The following is a 16101-nucleotide window of genomic DNA, read 5'->3' as shown; positions in this document are numbered from 1 at the left end:
AAACGACTCCACGCCGATGATAGTGCGGATTCCCGTGTGAAAGTAGGTAATCGTCAGGCTCCCACGCATGTCCAGAAACCCCGCCCTCAAAGGCGGGGTTTCTGCGTTTACGGCCAGAAAAAATCAACGACTCGTAAGCTCTCGCCGGACTGGCGCAGTACATCGGTAAAGCTGTGCATCGATACGCGTAGTGCTTACGAAGCGACGATGCGGAAATCGCCGCTTCACGTATAACCAACTGCCTCTATTCCCCTTGTGCCAGGAATCGTTCTGCTAACCGTACCCAGTACGTTGAGCCGATCGGCAATAGCTCGTCGTTGAAGTCATAGCTCGCGTTATGCAGCATGCAAGGCCCGGCACCATGCCCAGAGTCACGGTGCCCACCGTCGCCATTGCCGAGAAATGCGTAACAGCCCGGCTTCGCCAGCAGCATGAACGAAAAATCCTCGGCGCCCATTGTCGGTTCGACCGCGTCGTTGACATTTTCCGCTCCGACAATTTCCTTCATAACCGCCGCTGCGAAGCGGGTCTCCTCGCTACTGTTGATGGTCGGCGGATAATTGCGATGGAAGTGGATATCGACCGAGCAATCGTAGGCCTCGGCAGTGCTCTCGGCGATCTTGCGCATCCGTGCTTCGATCAGGTCGAGCGTTTCGGTGGTAAAAGTCCGCACGGTACCGGCGATCCAAGCATCGTCCGGGACGACATTGACGGCGTCGCCGGCGTGGATCTGCGTGATCGACAGTACTGCGGTATCGAGTGGCTTCTTGTTTCGCGTGATGATGCTCTGTAGCCCGTTCGCGATCTGAACCGCCGTGAACACGGGGTCGCGACCGTTGTGCGGCAACGCCGCGTGCGAACCCACGCCTTTGATTTCAATGCGAAATTCGTTGCTGGATGCCATGATCGGGCCGTCGGTCACGCCGAAGTGGCCGGCCGGCATGCCTGGCCAGTTGTGAACTCCGAAAACTGCATCGACCGGAAACTTCGTGAACAGGCCATCGTCAATCATTGCCTGTGCGCCGGCACCGCCTTCTTCTGCCGGCTGAAAGATGAACACAATCGTGCCGTCAAAATCGCCGTGCTTGACCAGATGTCGCGCCGCGCCGAGCAGCATCGCGGTATGTCCGTCATGGCCACACGCGTGCATCTTGCCGTCGTTCTGTGAGCGATGGTCGAAGCTGTTTAGCTCCTGAATTGGCAGCGCATCCATGTCGGCGCGCAGGCCAATTGCGCGCGATCCGTTGCCGCGCTTCAGTACGCCGACTACGCCCGTTTTGCCCAATCCGCGATGAGTTTCGATGCCCCAGGACTCAAGTGTCCTGGCAACCAGATCCGCTGTTGCTGTTTCTTCGTAACGCAACTCGGGGTGCGCATGAATCGTTCGCCGCAGGGTTTGAATTTCGCCGTGGGCGGCCTGGATTTCCGGGATCAGTTTCATGATGGGATGGTGGTGCGCTTGTGCTTAGCTTTGCGTGGAATCGCTCGGGGCCATATCGCCCGGGCACGTTGATAACTGATTCTACGCCGAAGGCATTTTTGGCGGCACCATGCAGGTCAGCGAGCAACGGACGTAATAAAATTCGGGATCACCCCACCGCTTACTGCTCTCCTGGACGGCCCGCCGATGAATGCTCCGACTGAATTCGCCCGCGCGGTGTGCCCGCACGATTGCCCTGATACCTGTGCGATGCGCGTGACCATCGAGGGTGGACGGGTGATCAAGGTCGTCGGCGATCCCGATCATCCTCCGACCCAAGGCGCGCTATGTGCCAAGGTCAGCCGCTATGCCGAGCGGGTGCACCATCCGCATCGGTTGACGACACCGATGAAGCGCGTCGGTCGCAAAGGCGAAGGCCGCTTTGAAGCGATTAGCTGGGACGAGGCGTTCAAGCTAGCCGCAGCACGGCTGTCGGAGATCGTGAGCCGAGTGCCGGAAGCCGTCATGCCGTACAGCTACGCCGGCACGATGGGTCTGGTTCAGGGCGACAGCATTGCGCAGCGGTTCTTTCACACACTCGGAGCATCACAGTTAGACCGTACGATTTGTGCAGCCGCCGGTGCGGCGGGGCTGAAATACACCTACGGCGCCAGCCTCGGCATGCGTACCGAGTTTTTCGCCGAAAGCGAAGTGATCCTGATCTGGGGCTCGAATCCCATCGCTTCGAACCTGCACTTCTGGACGCGCGCCCAGGAAGCCAAGCGTCGCGGTGCACGGCTGATCGCGATTGATCCGTACCGGTCGCTGACGGCGGAAAAATGCCACCAGCACATTGCACTGAAACCCGGAACCGACGGTGCTTTAGCGCTCGGCATGATCAACGTGTTGATCACGGAAAATCTGCTTGATCACGCCTACATTGCCGCCCATACGCTTGGTTTCGATGAACTCAAGACGCGGGCGCTCAGTTATCCGCCATCACGTGTCGCTCAAATTTGCGGAGTCGACGAGCAGGTGGTCGTCGATCTTGCGCGCCTTTACGGCAGCACGAAAAAGGCCGCGATCCGGATGAACTATGGCCTGCAGCGGGTGCGTGGCGGCGGTAACGCTGTGCGCGCAATCGCTTGCTTACCTTCGCTGACCGGCGCATGGCGCGAGCGGGCGGGTGGCGTGTTGTTGTCATCGGGTGGGTGGGCGCCGGTGGATTCGCACGCGTTGCAGCGTCCAGACCTGATGCCAGGCTGGCCCGCCACGGCTTCGCGCGTCATCAACATGAACGCAATCGGCGACGCGTTGATGCACGCGGGCGACGCCGCGTTCGGCCCGAAAGTCGAAGCGATCATTGTCTATAACTCCAATCCGGTGGCGGTCGCACCGGACTCGGAACGGGTCGCTGCGGGATTTGCACGTGAAGACCTGTTCACGATCGTGCTCGAGCACTTCCAGACTGACACCGCGGACTACGCCGATCTGCTTCTGCCTGCCACGACACAACTCGAGCACCTCGACGTGCATAAGTCGTACGGGCATACGCACGTGATGGTCAACCTGCCGGCGATCGCGCCGGTCGGCGATGCGCGCCCGAACACGGAGATCTTTCGTGGCCTGGCGCGCCACATGGGTCTGCAGGAGCCGGCGCTCTACGAAAGCGATGACGTTATCGCACAGTCGGCATTCCGCTGGAACGACAAAACGCTCGAAGGTGTCAGTTGGGACTCGCTAAAGCAAACCGGCTGGGCAGAGCTGAACCTTCCTGATGCGCCATTCGCCGACGGCGGCTTTCGTACGCCGTCAGGTAAATGTGAGTTCTTCAGCGAGCGCCTCGCGCAGCAAGGGCTCGATCCGCTGCCGGACTATCTGCCGCCTTACGAATCCGCCGACGGCGCGCCCGACCTAGCCGCCCGTTATCCACTTGCGATGATCTCGCCGCCTGCCCGTAACTTTCTGAACAGCACCTTTGTGAACATCGAAAGTCTGCGCTCGACGGAAGGCGAGCCGCACCTGGATATCCACCCGGTCGACGCGCAGCAGCGAAACATCGCCGACGGTGAACAGGTGCGCATATTCAACGATCGCGGCTCGATGCAGGCGCGCGCCCGTGTCACCGACAAGGCACGCGAAGGGCTCGTGGTCGGCCTGTCGATCTGGTGGAAGAAGCTCGCGCCCGACGGCCGCAACGCCAACCAGGTCACCAGCCAGGCGCTCACCGATCTGGGTGGATCGGCCACATTCTACGACTGCCTCGTCGAAGTCGAGCGCGCCTGAAAACACGCTCAAAAATCTTGCAGCTGCGGCCCTCAAAGGGTTCGAGGCTGCAGTCTAACCCAGCCGCTTTTCGCGAATAGCAACGGGGTGCCCATGCTACGATGCGTTTTTAGCACGACCATTCGAAAATAATGAGGAGACGCTGCATGGACAAAATCTGGCTGAAATCTTATCCGCCCGGCGTTCCCGCAGAGATTGACCCGACCCGCTATTCGTCCGTCGCCGAACTGCTCGAAGAAGCCTTCCGCGACCACCGCACCAAACCGGCGTTCGTCTGCATGGGCAAGGAGATCAGCTACGGCGAGCTGGACGCGCTTTCGCGCAAGCTTGCCGCGTGGTTTCAGTCGAAGGGCCTTGCCCGCGGCGCGCGCATCGCGATCATGATGCCGAACGTGCTGCAATATCCGGTGGCGATTGCGGCGATCTTGCGCGCGGGCTATGTAGTGGTGAACGTGAACCCGCTTTACACCCCGCGGGAGCTCGAGCATCAACTCAAGGACAGCGGCGCGGAAGCGATCATCCTGCTCGAAAATTTCGCTACCACGCTGCAGGCGATCGTGCGCAATACGTCGGTCAAGCACGTCGTCGTCGCCGCAATGGGCGATCTGATGGGTGTGAAGGGCGCGCTGGTGAACTTTGTCGTGCGGCGCGTGAAGAAGATGGTGCCGGCGTGGAGTCTGCCGGGTCACGTCAAGTTCAACACGGCGATTGCCGAGGGTAGCCGCCAGAGTTTCAAGCCGGTCCAGCAAGGCCCGGACGACGTCGCGTTTCTACAGTACACGGGCGGTACGACCGGCGTGGCCAAAGGCGCAACGCTGTTGCATCGGAACCTGATCGCCAATGTGCTGCAGTCGGAAATCTGGCTCGATCCGGTTCGTGCTAACCGCACGGACATCGACCAGTTCATTACGGTTGTCGCATTACCGCTTTATCACGTCTTTGCGCTGACGGTCTGCGGGCTGTTGACGATCCGTACCGGCGGCCTCGGCGTGCTGATTCCAAATCCGCGCGACATCCCCGGCATGATCAAGGCGCTGGAGGGCTATCCGATCACGACGATTCCCGCTGTCAACACGCTGTACAACGCGATGCTGAACAGCCCGGACTTCCACAAACTTGATTTTTCGAAGCTGATTGCAGCAAATGGCGGCGGTATGGCGGTGCAGGAAGCCGTCGCCAAACGCTGGTTCGAGCTTACGCATACGCCGATCATCGAGGGCTACGGTCTGTCGGAAACGTCGCCATGCGTCACCTGTAATCCGGTTACCGTCACGGAATATAGCGGCACGATCGGTTTGCCGTTGCCGTCGACGGAAATCTCGATTCGCGATGACGAAGGCAACGAGGTGCCGCTTGGCCAGCCCGGCGAAATCTGCATCCGCGGCCCGCAGGTGATGGCGGGCTACTGGAACCGCCCGGACGAAACGGCCAAGGTCATGACGCCGGATGGCTTTTTCAAATCGGGCGATGTTGGCTTGATGAACGAAAATGGGTTCGTAAAGATCGTCGACCGGAAGAAGGACATGATTCTGGTCTCCGGCTTCAACGTCTATCCGAACGAGATCGAAGATGTGGTCGCCAAGATGCCAGGGGTGTTCGAAGTCGCCGCAGTCGGCGTGCCGGATCAGCATTCGGGCGAAGCGGTAAAGCTGTTCGTCGTGAAAAAGGACCAGGCGCTTACGGATGCGGACATCTTCACCTACTGCAAAACGCAGTTGACCGGCTACAAGCGGCCGAAGATCGTCGAATTCCGTACTGAACTGCCCAAGAGCAATGTCGGCAAGATTCTGCGTCGCGAGTTGCGCGACGGCCGGGCTTAAGCGTGTCATGCGCATCAAGCCCATCTGCCTGAACAGCGCCGACACGAAGTAACGCATAGCGGGAAAAAAGAGAAAGGCCCGGCAGACGAAAGTCGGCCGGGCTTTTCTCTTTGAGCCGTCGTCTCCACGCAAACCAGTCGACCTACGCAGCGTGCGGCCATAAAAAAAGGCGCCCGAAGGCGCCTTTGAGGCAAACAGCTTTATTACGACTTATTAGAACTTGTGGCGGATGCCGATGCGAGCCGTGAACTGGTTCTGGTTCGACGAACCCGTCAGGCCGTTGATGCCTGCCGTTGCGTCGACCACACCAGTGCCAGCTTGATTCAGCACTTCGCCCAGAGCGTGTTGGTACACGCCGGTCACGTACACGTCGGTACGCTTGGACAGGAAGTAGTCCACGCCGACTGCGCCTTGGTGGTACTGGGCAGTCGATGCGCCGTCGATGCTCGCGCCGCGCGTGTAGTCATATGCAGCGCCGATCAGCAATGCCGGGGTCAACTGATACTTGAAGTTGAGTTCCGCGTTGTTAAACGTAGCCGATTGACCCTTGACGTCCGGCTGTGCGAACGCCATGCCCAGGTTTGAGAACTTGATGTTCGAGTACGTCAGGCCAATTGTTGCGGCGCCGAACGTGTATGCACCACCCGCACCGACCACCTGGTACGTGTTAGCCGAAGCGTAGCTGGCATAAACCGGCGACGTCACGGCGAAGTTGGCGGCGGCCGTGGGCGTAGCAAACGTGTTCGGCGCGATCGTGCCGCCGTTATTGAACAGGCCGCCCGAAGCTGCCGGGGTGCGTGCGTTCAAGTAGCCGACGCCCAAGGCCAACGGACCATTGTTGTAGCCAGCGCCCAACGACCAGATCTGGTTGCCGGAGAAGTTGCCTGCCTGGCCGCCGAAGCTGTACGTGCCGCCGAACGTCAGGCCGTTGTAGTTCGCGCTCGTGTACTTAACCGTGTTGTTGGTGCGGTACGCGTTGTTGAAGTTGTCGACGTCGCCCGGGTGAGCAGCGATGTAGCCGCCCCATTGGTCACCGGCTTCCAGCGGACCGACGTAGTCAACCACGGAGTCGTACTGACGACCCAGCGTGACCGTACCGAACTGGCTCGACAGGCCGACGTAAGCTTGACGACCGAACATCAGGCCGCCTTGACCCAGCTTGCCGGTGTTCACGTCAAAGCCGTTTTCCAACACGAAGATTGCCTTCAGACCGCCGCCCAGATCTTCCGTGCCGCGCAGGCCGAAACGCGAACCTTGCAGAACGCCGCTGGACAGGTTGTACAGGTGCTTGCCACCCGAGTTGGTGTTGATGTTGAAGCCTTCGTCAATGATACCGTACAGGGTCACGCTGCTCTGAGCATGAGCGACGCCTGCAAATGCGCCCAGTGCGGCGAGAGCGAGAAGCGACTTTTTCATCGAATGATCTCCAAGGATTACGAATCTTTTGTACAAGGCGAATATTTGTCTAGCGTTGAGGCCTTGCTTGTCCAACTTCGCGAGAAGTTGCACGTAATGTAACAAAAGGCATACATGGCACAAAGAAAAAGGAGACGGCCAGGACGAGTCCTGTTTCGTTTACGCAACATGGTCTAAAATCAGAAATTGGCCGCCAGAATCGTTTGAATTCAAGGTCTCCGTGAAGCCGGTTTTGCCCCGCAAAGCCTTGTCGCACGGGGCTACCAGTGCGGCGAGGCGGTTGTCGAATCAGGGGGTGCTGAATGTTTCTGGACGAGTTGATTAGCGAGTTTGATCGGGGTTTACGCTCAATGACCGGCGTGTCGCGGATGAGTCGTCCATTGCCGATTCCGCAAGAATCGGCGGCGGAGCCTATCGAACTCTCGCCGGCGGAGCGCGCACATGCGGCCGGCTTGATGCGTGTGAACCACGTCGGTGAGGTGTGCGCGCAGGCGCTTTACCAGGCTCAGAAACTCGCTACCCGGTCGCCGTCTTTGCGGGCCGTGTTTAATCATGCTGCCATCGAAGAAGAGGATCATCTGGCGTGGACCGCCAAACGCCTCGAAGCGCTCGATTCGCGTCCAAGTCTGTTGAATCCGCTCTGGTATACAGGTGCATTGGCAATTGGCCTCGCAGCAGGCCGCCTGGGTGATCGGGTGAGTCTCGGCTTCATGGCCGAAACCGAGCGTCAGGTCGAACAGCATCTGGATAGCCATCTGGATCAATTACCTGCGGCAGACCGTGAGTCGCGCGCGATCGTCGAACAGATGCGCGTGGACGAAGTGGAACACGGTAAATCGGCTATGGACGCAGGCGGCGTCGAGTTGCCGTTCCCCGCGCGCGCGCTGATGCGTGCAGTATCGAAAGTCATGACACGCACCGCCTATTACATATAAGTCGGGACCTCTGCTCACGCATCGCCTGAGTGTGGGACGGCGCCTCACGCGCCGTCCGCCCGAAATGCCCGGAACGCCAGCAAACACCTCCCGATCCCGCTTCACGATCTCTTACATTCCGCGCCTTTCCCTCGCACTTTTCACGTATCACCTTCACAAGTTTCACTAGCTCATTCATTTATAACGGTTTTCCGTTTTATGTCTGACGTGAAGGAGTCACGCTAAGTCCTTGTTCTAACAAACAAAATTCGCTCGAAAAGCGCGTATCTCCCTTGACCCCCGTTTAGCGTTCCTCTAAAGTGGGAGACAGTGTGAGAAAGTGTATTTTTGTGTGATCTCACAGGCGGTTTCGGGTAGATTTTCACGAATCGGGCAGCCGGCGCAAAAACGCCGCGAGCAACTATGTTGCATGGGACCGGAGTAAAGCGCTAAAGCGCTAACTCCGGTCGACAGGGAGAGCGAAGTGTTCCAAGGGGCGTCGGCGCTGACGCTCGATGCGAAAGGGCGGATGTCGATTCCCTCTCGCTATCGGGATGCGCTGCAAACACAGGCAGAGGGCCGGGTGACGATCACCAAGCACCCGGACGGCTGCCTGTTGCTCTTTCCGCGCCCGGAGTGGGAGATCTTCCGCGACAAGGTCGACAAGCTGCCTATGAACGCGGCCTGGTGGAAGCGCATTTTTCTCGGCAATGCCATGGACGTCGATATGGACGGTGCGGGCCGCGTGCTCGTGTCGCCGGAATTGCGCGCGGCGGGCTCGCTGGAGAAAGAAGTGAACTTGCTCGGCATGGGTCGTCACTTTGAATTGTGGGACGCACAAATTTACGCAGCAAAGGAACAGGCAGCGATCGCCGAGGGCATGCCCGAAGCGTTAAAGAATTTCACGTTCTGATCGCGGACTACATATATGGCACCTGCGATGAGAAACGAATTGCAGCATCGCACGGTGCTGCTGGAAGAAGCGGTCAGCGCGCTGGTTACGCGCGCGGACGGCGTTTATGTGGACGGTACGTTCGGGCGCGGCGGTCATAGCCGCCTGGTGCTGGAGAAGCTGGGTGAGTCGGGGCGTCTGATTGCGTTCGACAAAGACCCGCTCGCCATCGCTACGGCTCAGCAGATTGTGGATCCGCGCTTTGGCATCGTGCACGAGAGCTTTGCTTCGCTGCGTGACGCAATTGCGGAGCGCGGGGTAGGGCGGGTGTCGGGCGTTTTGCTGGATCTGGGCGTGTCGTCGCCGCAAGTCGACGATCCGGAGCGGGGTTTCAGTTTCCGCGCCGACGGCCCGCTCGACATGCGGATGGACCCGACACGCGGCGAGTCTGCTGCTGACTGGCTGGCACGGGCCACGGTGCAGGAACTGACGGAGGTGATACGAGATTATGGGGAAGAACGGTTTGCTTTTCAGATTGCAAAGGCGCTTGTTGCTCGCCGGGCAGAGTCCGACCGTCTTGGGCCTCTCGTCAGCACGGGCGAGCTTGCCCAAATCGTGGCTAACGTCGTCAAAACCCGTGAGAAGGGCAAGGATCCGGCAACCCGCACCTTTCAAGCTATACGGATTCACATCAATCAAGAGCTTGCGGAGCTGCAAGTCGTTTTAGAAGCAGCGTTGTCGCTGTTGGAGCAAGGGGGGCGGCTGGTGGTCATCAGCTTTCATTCGCTCGAGGACCGGATCGTCAAGCGATTCATGCAGGCGCACGCCAGTACGCCTGCGGTCGATCGCCGTCTGCCGATCCGTGCCGTCGATCTGCCGAGCCCCCCGCTCAAAATCATCGGCCGCGTGTTCGCAAGCGACGCTGAAGTCGCCGCGAACCCGCGCGCCCGTTCTGCCGTGATGCGTGTGGCGGAGCGGATTGCACCATGAGTCGCCTCAATATCTTCCTGCTGATGATTGTGATGGGCTGCGCTTTATCTGTCGTCAACGCAACCAATCAGCAGCGCCAGATCTTTATCCAGTTGCAGCGCGCGCAATCGCAGGAGCGTCAGCTGCAGCAGGATTATTCACAGCTCCAATATCAGCAGAGCGCGTTGTCCAAGACTTCGCGCATCGAGCAGATCGCCACTGATTCTCTGAAGATGCAATCGGTCACAACCGGGCGCACCCAGTACCTGACGCTCGACCCCGGCACCGCCAAGGCTGAGGACGCGCCGATCCCGACTTCCGGCCCTGCCTCGGCGCCGGTTGCGACCCGTCGCGGAGGCGTGCGATGAAAAAATCGTCGGCTCGCAAAAGCGTCGCCTTTTCGGCGAATCCGATCTTGTCGGTGCGCCTGCCAATGTGGCGCTCGAAACTCGTCGTGTTCATGCTGTTCATGGCGTTTGTTGCGCTGACCGCACGCGCCTTCTGGATTCAGGGCCCGGGCAACGCGTTCTATCAGAAGCAGGGTGAAATCCGCTATCAGCGCCGCCTCGAATTGCCGGCCACGCGCGGCAAGATTCTCGACCGCAACGGCCTCGTGCTCGCCACGAGTCTGCCGGTGCGCGCCATCTGGGCGATTCCTGATTCGGTGCCGGACGACCTGGGCGCCGACAAGCTGACCGCGCTCGGCAAGCTGCTCGACATGACGAACAAGGAGTTGCGCGCCAAGTTGTCGGAAGACAAGAACTTCGTCTACGTGAAGCGCCAGGTACCGGTGGACGTCGCCGCGAAAGTCACGGCGCTGGATATCCCCGGCATTTATGCGCGCGACGAGTACAAGCGCTTCTATCCGGAAGGCGAAATCACGGCTCACCTGATCGGCTTCACCAATGTGGAAGACGAAGGCCAGGAAGGCGTCGAACTCGGGGACCAGAAGTTGCTGGCCGGCATGTCGGGCAGCCGCCGCGTCATTAAAGACCGCATGGGCCACATCATCGAAGATGTGGACGAGCAGGTCGTGCCGCACAACGGGCAGGACGTCGATCTCTCGATCGACAGCAAGATTCAGTACATCGCTTATACGAACCTGAAAGCGGCCGTCGAGAAATTCAAGGCGAAGGCCGGCGCGGCGATGGTGATCGACGTGCGGACCGGCGAAGTGCTGGCGCTAGTTAACTACCCGACGTACAACCCGAACGACCGTTCGCACCTCACGGGCGATCAGCTGCGCAACCGCATTCTCACGGACACCTTCGAGCCGGGCTCGATCATGAAGCCGTTCACGGTGTCGCTCGCGCTCGATCTGCACCGCGTCACGCCGACTACACTGGTTGATACAGGCGGCGGCCGTTTCGTGCTCGACGGTGCGCCGATTACCGACGACAGCGCGTTCGGCGTGCTGACGGTGGGCGGCGTGATCCAGAAGTCGAGCAACATCGGCGCGACGAAGATCGCCATGCAGCTCAAGCCCGAAGAGATGTGGAACATGTACACCAGCATCGGTCTCGGCCAGGCGCCGAAGGTCGGCTTCCCGGGCGCGGCCGCCGGTCGTTTGCGTCCGTGGAAGAGCTGGCGCCGTATCGAACAGGCGACCATGTCGTACGGCTACGGCTTGTCGGTGTCGCTGTTCCAGTTGGGCCGCGCGTACACGGCGATCGCGCATGACGGCGAGATCATGCCGGTATCGATTTTCCGCACGCCGGGCGATCAGCCGGCAACGGGCCCGCAGATTTTCGCGCCCACCACTGCTCGCGAAGTGCGCGCGATGCTCGAAACCGTCACGGCGCCGGGCGGCACGTCGCCGGATGCGGCCGTGCCGGGCTATCGCGTCGGCGGCAAGAGCGGTACCGCATACAAGCACGGTGCTCACGGCTACGACCACTCCAAGTACCGCGCTTCGTTCGTCGGCATGGCGCCGATGCCGAATCCGCGCATCGTCGTTGCCGTGTCGGTCGACGAACCGACGGCGGGTAGCCACTTCGGCGGTCAGGTGTCCGGTCCGGTGTTCTCGGCGATCGCCGGCGATACGCTGCGTTCGCTGAATGTGCCGCCGGATATGCCCGTCAAACAGATGGTCGTGTCGGACGATTCGGCGCCTGCCGCGCCGAGCGCACCGCCCTCGCCCGCAACGGTCAAGAAACTTTCCACCAGCGGTGGCGCGAAGAAGATGACGATTTCCGCCAACGCGAAAAGCCATCCCGGAGTTGTGCGATGAGCGCGCTGCGTCAGAAGCATCCAGCGCACCGGCAAATCGCCGAAGCACTCAACTGGCTGCACGCTCGCGTGCAGCCAGGCGCGCATCTGCATGCCGACACGCGCTCGCTTGCGGCGGGCGACGCGTTTTTCGCCTATGCGGTCGACGGCGCGGACAACCGCCCGTTCATCGACGGTGCGATCGAGCGTGGCGCGGCAGCCGTACTGGTTCAGCCCGAAGGCTTTAGCGGCGCGATCGATCCGACCACGACCCTGGCCGTGCCGGCGTTGAACGAACTCGCCGGTTCGATTGCGAGCGCCTGGTATAACGATCCGAGCGACGGCATGCTGGCGATCGGCATCACCGGTACGAACGGCAAGACCTCCTGCAGCCAATGGATCTCGGCGGCGTTGACCGCGCTCGGCAAACGTTGCGCGATCATCGGTACGCTCGGCACCGGTTTGCCGGGGCAACTCGTACATACCGGTTTCACGACGCCCGACGCGCCGCAGCTGCAACGCAGTCTCGCGCAGCTGCGCGACGCGGGTGCTCAAGCGGTGGCGATGGAAGTGTCGTCGCATGCGTTGCATCAAGGCCGCGTGAACGGCACGGCGTTCGACATCGCCGTGTTCACGAATCTCACGCAAGATCACCTCGACTATCACGGCACGTTCGAAGCTTACGAAGCCGCCAAGGCGCGTCTGTTCGCCTGGCCGGCATTGCGCGCTGCGGTGATTAACCGCGACGATGCCGCCGGCCGCCGCCTGCTCGCGAGCACGAAGGGCCATGCACGCACGATCGCCTACGGTCTCGACGAAGCCCTCAAAGACGCGCCGCAAGCCGACGCGTTGTTGCTCGCGTCGAACGTGCGCGCAACGGCGACCGGCACCGCGTTTCATCTGACCACGTCCGACTGGGGCAACGCCGAAGTCGAGGTGCAAACGCTCGGCGCATTCAACGTCAGCAATCTGCTCGGTGTACTCGGCGCATTGCTCGCCGCCGACGTGCCGTTCGACGCGGCGCTCGCCGAACTCGCGAAGCTCGAGCCGGTGAATGGTCGCATGCAACGCCTCGGCGGCCGCTTGCAGAACGACGAGCCGCTCGTCGTGATCGACTATGCACACACGCCGGACGCGCTGGAAAAGACCCTCGAAGCATTGCGCCCGATGGCGGCCGCACGCGGCGGCGAACTGATCTGCATGTTCGGTTGTGGCGGAGACCGTGACGCAACCAAGCGTCCGCTGATGGGCGCGATCGCCGAGAAGCTTGCCGACGGCGTCGTTGTGACGAGCGACAACCCGCGCAGCGAAAATCCGCAATCGATCATCGAGCAGATCGCCGCAGGCATGAAAGACGCGTCGAAAGCGCGCCGTATCGAGGACCGCGCGAGCGCGATCCTGCAAGCGATCCGCTGCGCCGCGCGCGAAGACGTCATCGTGCTGGCCGGCAAGGGGCATGAAGCAACACAGGAAATCATGGGCAAGAAACGCGCTTTCTCCGATCAGGACCACGCTCGCCTTGCGCTCGCCGCACGGGCGACGCACGCACGCGGAGGTGGCGAGTGAAGATGTTCTCGCTGCGTGAAGCCGCCACGTTGATTCCCGGCGCAACCGTGCTGGGTGACGATAGCGTTACGTTCGAACGTGTTTCGACCGATAGCCGGAGCGCCGGTCCGGGCGACCTGTTCGTCGCGATCAAGGGTGATCGTTTCGACGCGCACGACTTTCTGCCGGACGTGGCGTCGCGCAATGTCACGGCAGCGCTGGTGACGCGCACGCCTGACGACTGGCACGTGCCCGCTTTGCGCGTGGCCGATACGCGTGTCGCGCTCGGCGCACTCGCGCGTGGCTGGCGGCGCAATTTCAGCATGCCGCTCGTCGCCGTGACGGGCAGCAATGGCAAGACGACGGTCAAGGAAATGATCGCGTCGATCTTTGCCGCCGCGGTCGGCGGGGACGCACGCCTCGCGACTGCCGGCAACTTCAACAACGATATCGGCTTGCCGCTCACGCTGTTCCGTCTGCACGCCGCGCATCAACTGGCGGTGGTCGAACTCGGCATGAACCATCCGGGCGAAACCTCGCTGCTCGCGAAGATCGCCGAGCCGACGGTCGCGGTGGTGAACAACGCACAGCGCGAGCATCAGGAATTCATGGCGACGGTCGAAGCCGTCGCGCTCGAACATGCGAGCGTGATTCACGCGCTCACGCCAGAAGGCGTCGCCGTGTTCCCGGCTGACGATGCATACGCAAGCATCTGGCGCGTCGCGGCAACCGGCAATCGCATCATCGATTTCGCTTTGAATGCCCCCGAGCGCGTGACCGAAGCCGCCGTAACCGGCACGTTCGCGGGCAATGTTCTGAGCATCGACACGCCGGAAGGCCACGTCGATGTGACGCTGCAAGTACTGGGCAACCACAACGCGCACAACGCGTTGGCCGCGACGTCGGCCGCACTTGCCGCAGGCGTGTCGCTCGACGCGATCAAGCGCGGCCTCGAATCGTTCGGCGCCGTGAAGGGGCGTTTGCAGGTGAAGCGCGCAGCGCTCGGCACACTCGCTGGCGCAACTGTGATCGACGACACCTACAACGCGAATCCCGACTCGATGCGCGCCGCGATCGACGTGCTCGCCTCGTGCGAGTCACCGCGCGTGCTGGTGATGGGCGACATGGGCGAAGTCGGCGACAACGGCCCGGCGTTTCACCGCGAAATCGGTGCCTACGCCAAAGAACGTGGCATCGACTCGCTGTACGCCATGGGCGACGCCTCGCGCGACGCCTGCACCGCGTATGGCACGGGCGCGCATCACGTGGCCGATATCGGCACGCTGGTCGCGCAATTGCAGCAAGCGGGTTTCGGCGCTGCTGCAACGCTTCTCGTGAAAGGCTCGCGCTTCATGCAAATGGAACGCGTGGTGGACGCCGTAACGAGTCCACAACCCAACGCTGCGGGCAACACGCCCGCCGCACATTGAAATAGAAGGACCGAAGCATGCTACTGGCGCTGGCGCAATGGCTGCAGAATGACGCAAGCTTCTTGCGCGTGTTCAGTTATCTGACTTTCCGTGCGGTGATGGCTACCATCACCGCGCTGCTGATCGGGCTCGTCTGTGGCCCGGCGGTGATCCGCAAGCTGACCGCGATGAAGGTCGGCCAGGCCGTTCGTAAAGACGGTCCGCAATCGCACCTCGTCAAATCCGGTACACCTACTATGGGCGGCGTGCTGATTTTGCTCGGCATTGCCGTGGCGACGCTGTTGTGGGCCGACCTGACGAACCGCTTCATCTGGATCGTGATGCTGGTCACGTTCGGCTTCGGCGTGATCGGCTGGGTCGACGATTACCGCAAGGTGGTCTACAAGGACCCGCGCGGGATGTCGTCGCGCGAAAAGTATTTCTGGCAGTCGGTCATCGGTCTGTTCGCTGCGGTGTATCTGGCGTTCAGCGTATCGGAAGCGAGCAACGTACGCGTGTTCGACCTGTTCATGGCGTGGGTACGCAGCGGTTTGTCGATGGGTTTGCCGGCGCGCGCCGATCTGTTGTTGCCGTTCGTCAAGTCGATCAGCTATCCGCTCGGCGTGTGGGGCTTCATCGTATTGACGTATCTGGTGATCGTCGGCGCGAGCAACGCGGTCAATCTCACCGACGGCCTCGACGGCCTCGTGATCATGCCGGTCGTGCTGGTCGGCGCATCGCTCGGCGTGTTCGCTTATGTGATGGGTAGCTCGGTCTACTCGAAGTACCTGCTGTTTCCGCATATCCCCGGTGCGGGCGAGTTGCTGATCTTCTGTTCGGCGATGGGTGGGGCAGGTCTCGCGTTCCTCTGGTTCAACACGCACCCGGCGCAGATGTTCATGGGCGACGTCGGCGCATTGGCGCTAGGCGGCGCGCTCGGCACCGTCGCGGTGATCGTGCGTCAGGAAATCGTGCTCTTCATCATGGGTGGCATTTTCGTCGCGGAGACGCTCTCCGTGATGTTGCAGGTCACGTGGTTCAAGTTCACCAAGCGCCGCTTCGGCGAAGGGCGGCGTCTCTTCAAGATGGCGCCGCTGCATCACCATTTCGAATTGTCGGGTTGGAAGGAAACGCAGGTGGTCGTGCGTTTCTGGATCATCACGTTGATGTTGTGTCTGTTCGGTTTGTCCACGCTCAAGTTGCGTTAAGTCGTATTTAGGGG

At 61.1% G+C, this 16101-nt stretch carries 12 protein-coding genes; 10 read left to right on the top strand and 2 right to left on the bottom strand.

What is annotated here, in order from left to right; all coding sequences use genetic code 11:
• Positions 1-244: 244 nt before the first annotated feature.
• Positions 245-1441: a M20 aminoacylase family protein gene (locus KHO31_RS16200; protein ID WP_201076909.1), complete on the bottom strand. Its 1197-nt coding sequence runs from the start codon at positions 1439-1441 to the stop codon at positions 245-247.
• A gap of 186 nt (positions 1442-1627) precedes the next feature.
• On the opposite strand from KHO31_RS16200, the gene KHO31_RS16195 reads away from it, so the two are divergent.
• Positions 1628-3706, top strand: a complete 2079-nt coding sequence (locus KHO31_RS16195) for a molybdopterin-containing oxidoreductase family protein (protein WP_211623700.1) — start codon at positions 1628-1630, stop codon at positions 3704-3706.
• A gap of 146 nt (positions 3707-3852) precedes the next feature.
• The gene (locus KHO31_RS16190) at positions 3853-5526 is read left to right on the top strand and encodes a long-chain fatty acid--CoA ligase (RefSeq protein ID WP_201076905.1); all 1674 of its coding nucleotides are present in this window, start codon (positions 3853-3855) and stop codon (positions 5524-5526) included.
• Between the two features lie 213 nt (positions 5527-5739).
• On the opposite strand, the gene KHO31_RS16185 is transcribed toward KHO31_RS16190, so the two are convergent.
• Entirely contained in the window at positions 5740-6942 is a 1203-nt protein-coding gene (locus KHO31_RS16185) for a porin (protein ID WP_211623698.1), read from the bottom strand.
• Positions 6943-7244: 302 nt separating this feature from the next.
• Here KHO31_RS16185 and coq7 point away from each other — a divergent pair, with 302 nt between their 5' ends.
• The 8 genes from coq7 (at position 7245) to mraY (ending at position 16087) form a co-directional block, all read left to right on the top strand.
• Entirely contained in the window at positions 7245-7877 is a 633-nt protein-coding gene (gene coq7 / locus KHO31_RS16180; protein WP_201076901.1) for a 2-polyprenyl-3-methyl-6-methoxy-1,4-benzoquinone monooxygenase, read from the top strand.
• A gap of 463 nt (positions 7878-8340) precedes the next feature.
• Positions 8341-8769, top strand: a complete 429-nt coding sequence (mraZ, locus tag KHO31_RS16175) for a division/cell wall cluster transcriptional repressor MraZ (protein WP_025647927.1) — start codon at positions 8341-8343, stop codon at positions 8767-8769.
• A gap of 15 nt (positions 8770-8784) precedes the next feature.
• On the top strand, positions 8785-9738 hold the full coding sequence (gene rsmH, locus KHO31_RS16170) for a 16S rRNA (cytosine(1402)-N(4))-methyltransferase RsmH (RefSeq protein ID WP_201076899.1): 954 nt from the start codon (positions 8785-8787) through the stop codon (positions 9736-9738).
• Positions 9735-10085, top strand: coding sequence for a cell division protein FtsL (gene ftsL, locus KHO31_RS16165; protein WP_201076897.1), 351 nt, complete (start codon positions 9735-9737; stop codon positions 10083-10085). Before rsmH ends, ftsL begins: the two co-directional genes overlap by 4 nt.
• Positions 10082-11947, top strand: coding sequence for a peptidoglycan D,D-transpeptidase FtsI family protein (locus tag KHO31_RS16160; protein ID WP_201076895.1), 1866 nt, complete (start codon positions 10082-10084; stop codon positions 11945-11947). Before ftsL ends, KHO31_RS16160 begins: the two co-directional genes overlap by 4 nt.
• Positions 11944-13491: a UDP-N-acetylmuramoyl-L-alanyl-D-glutamate--2,6-diaminopimelate ligase gene (locus KHO31_RS16155; RefSeq protein ID WP_211623696.1), complete on the top strand. Its 1548-nt coding sequence runs from the start codon at positions 11944-11946 to the stop codon at positions 13489-13491. Before KHO31_RS16160 ends, KHO31_RS16155 begins: the two co-directional genes overlap by 4 nt.
• Complete coding sequence (locus KHO31_RS16150) at positions 13488-14900, top strand: UDP-N-acetylmuramoyl-tripeptide--D-alanyl-D-alanine ligase (RefSeq protein ID WP_236071271.1); 1413 nt, start codon at positions 13488-13490, stop codon at positions 14898-14900. Before KHO31_RS16155 ends, KHO31_RS16150 begins: the two co-directional genes overlap by 4 nt.
• A gap of 17 nt (positions 14901-14917) precedes the next feature.
• Positions 14918-16087, top strand: a complete 1170-nt coding sequence (mraY, locus tag KHO31_RS16145; protein WP_201140673.1) for a phospho-N-acetylmuramoyl-pentapeptide-transferase — start codon at positions 14918-14920, stop codon at positions 16085-16087.
• Positions 16088-16101: the final 14 nt, after the last annotated feature.

It is taken from the genome of Paraburkholderia domus (assembly GCF_905220705.1).
GTDB lineage: Bacteria > Pseudomonadota > Gammaproteobacteria > Burkholderiales > Burkholderiaceae > Paraburkholderia > Paraburkholderia domus.
Note: the sequence above shows the minus strand (reverse complement) of the source record. Positions and strands in the feature narration are given on the sequence as shown.

What these genes read in the sequence shown, in the direction of transcription:
- KHO31_RS16190 (WP_201076905.1), top strand. Translation starts at nt 3,853, where the DNA reads ATGGACAAAATCTGGCTGAAATCTTATCCGCCCGGCGTTCCCGCAGAG.
- rsmH (WP_201076899.1), top strand. Translation starts at nt 8,785, where the DNA reads ATGGCACCTGCGATGAGAAACGAATTGCAGCATCGCACGGTGCTGCTG.
- ftsL (WP_201076897.1), top strand. Translation starts at nt 9,735, where the DNA reads ATGAGTCGCCTCAATATCTTCCTGCTGATGATTGTGATGGGCTGCGCT.
- KHO31_RS16160 (WP_201076895.1), top strand. Translation starts at nt 10,082, where the DNA reads ATGAAAAAATCGTCGGCTCGCAAAAGCGTCGCCTTTTCGGCGAATCCG.
- KHO31_RS16185 (WP_211623698.1), bottom strand. Translation starts at nt 6,942, where the DNA reads ATGAAAAAGTCGCTTCTCGCTCTCGCCGCACTGGGCGCATTTGCAGGC.
- KHO31_RS16200 (WP_201076909.1), bottom strand. Translation starts at nt 1,441, where the DNA reads ATGAAACTGATCCCGGAAATCCAGGCCGCCCACGGCGAAATTCAAACC.
- KHO31_RS16195 (WP_211623700.1), top strand. Translation starts at nt 1,628, where the DNA reads ATGAATGCTCCGACTGAATTCGCCCGCGCGGTGTGCCCGCACGATTGC.
- mraY (WP_201140673.1), top strand. Translation starts at nt 14,918, where the DNA reads ATGCTACTGGCGCTGGCGCAATGGCTGCAGAATGACGCAAGCTTCTTG.
- coq7 (WP_201076901.1), top strand. Translation starts at nt 7,245, where the DNA reads ATGTTTCTGGACGAGTTGATTAGCGAGTTTGATCGGGGTTTACGCTCA.
- KHO31_RS16155 (WP_211623696.1), top strand. Translation starts at nt 11,944, where the DNA reads ATGAGCGCGCTGCGTCAGAAGCATCCAGCGCACCGGCAAATCGCCGAA.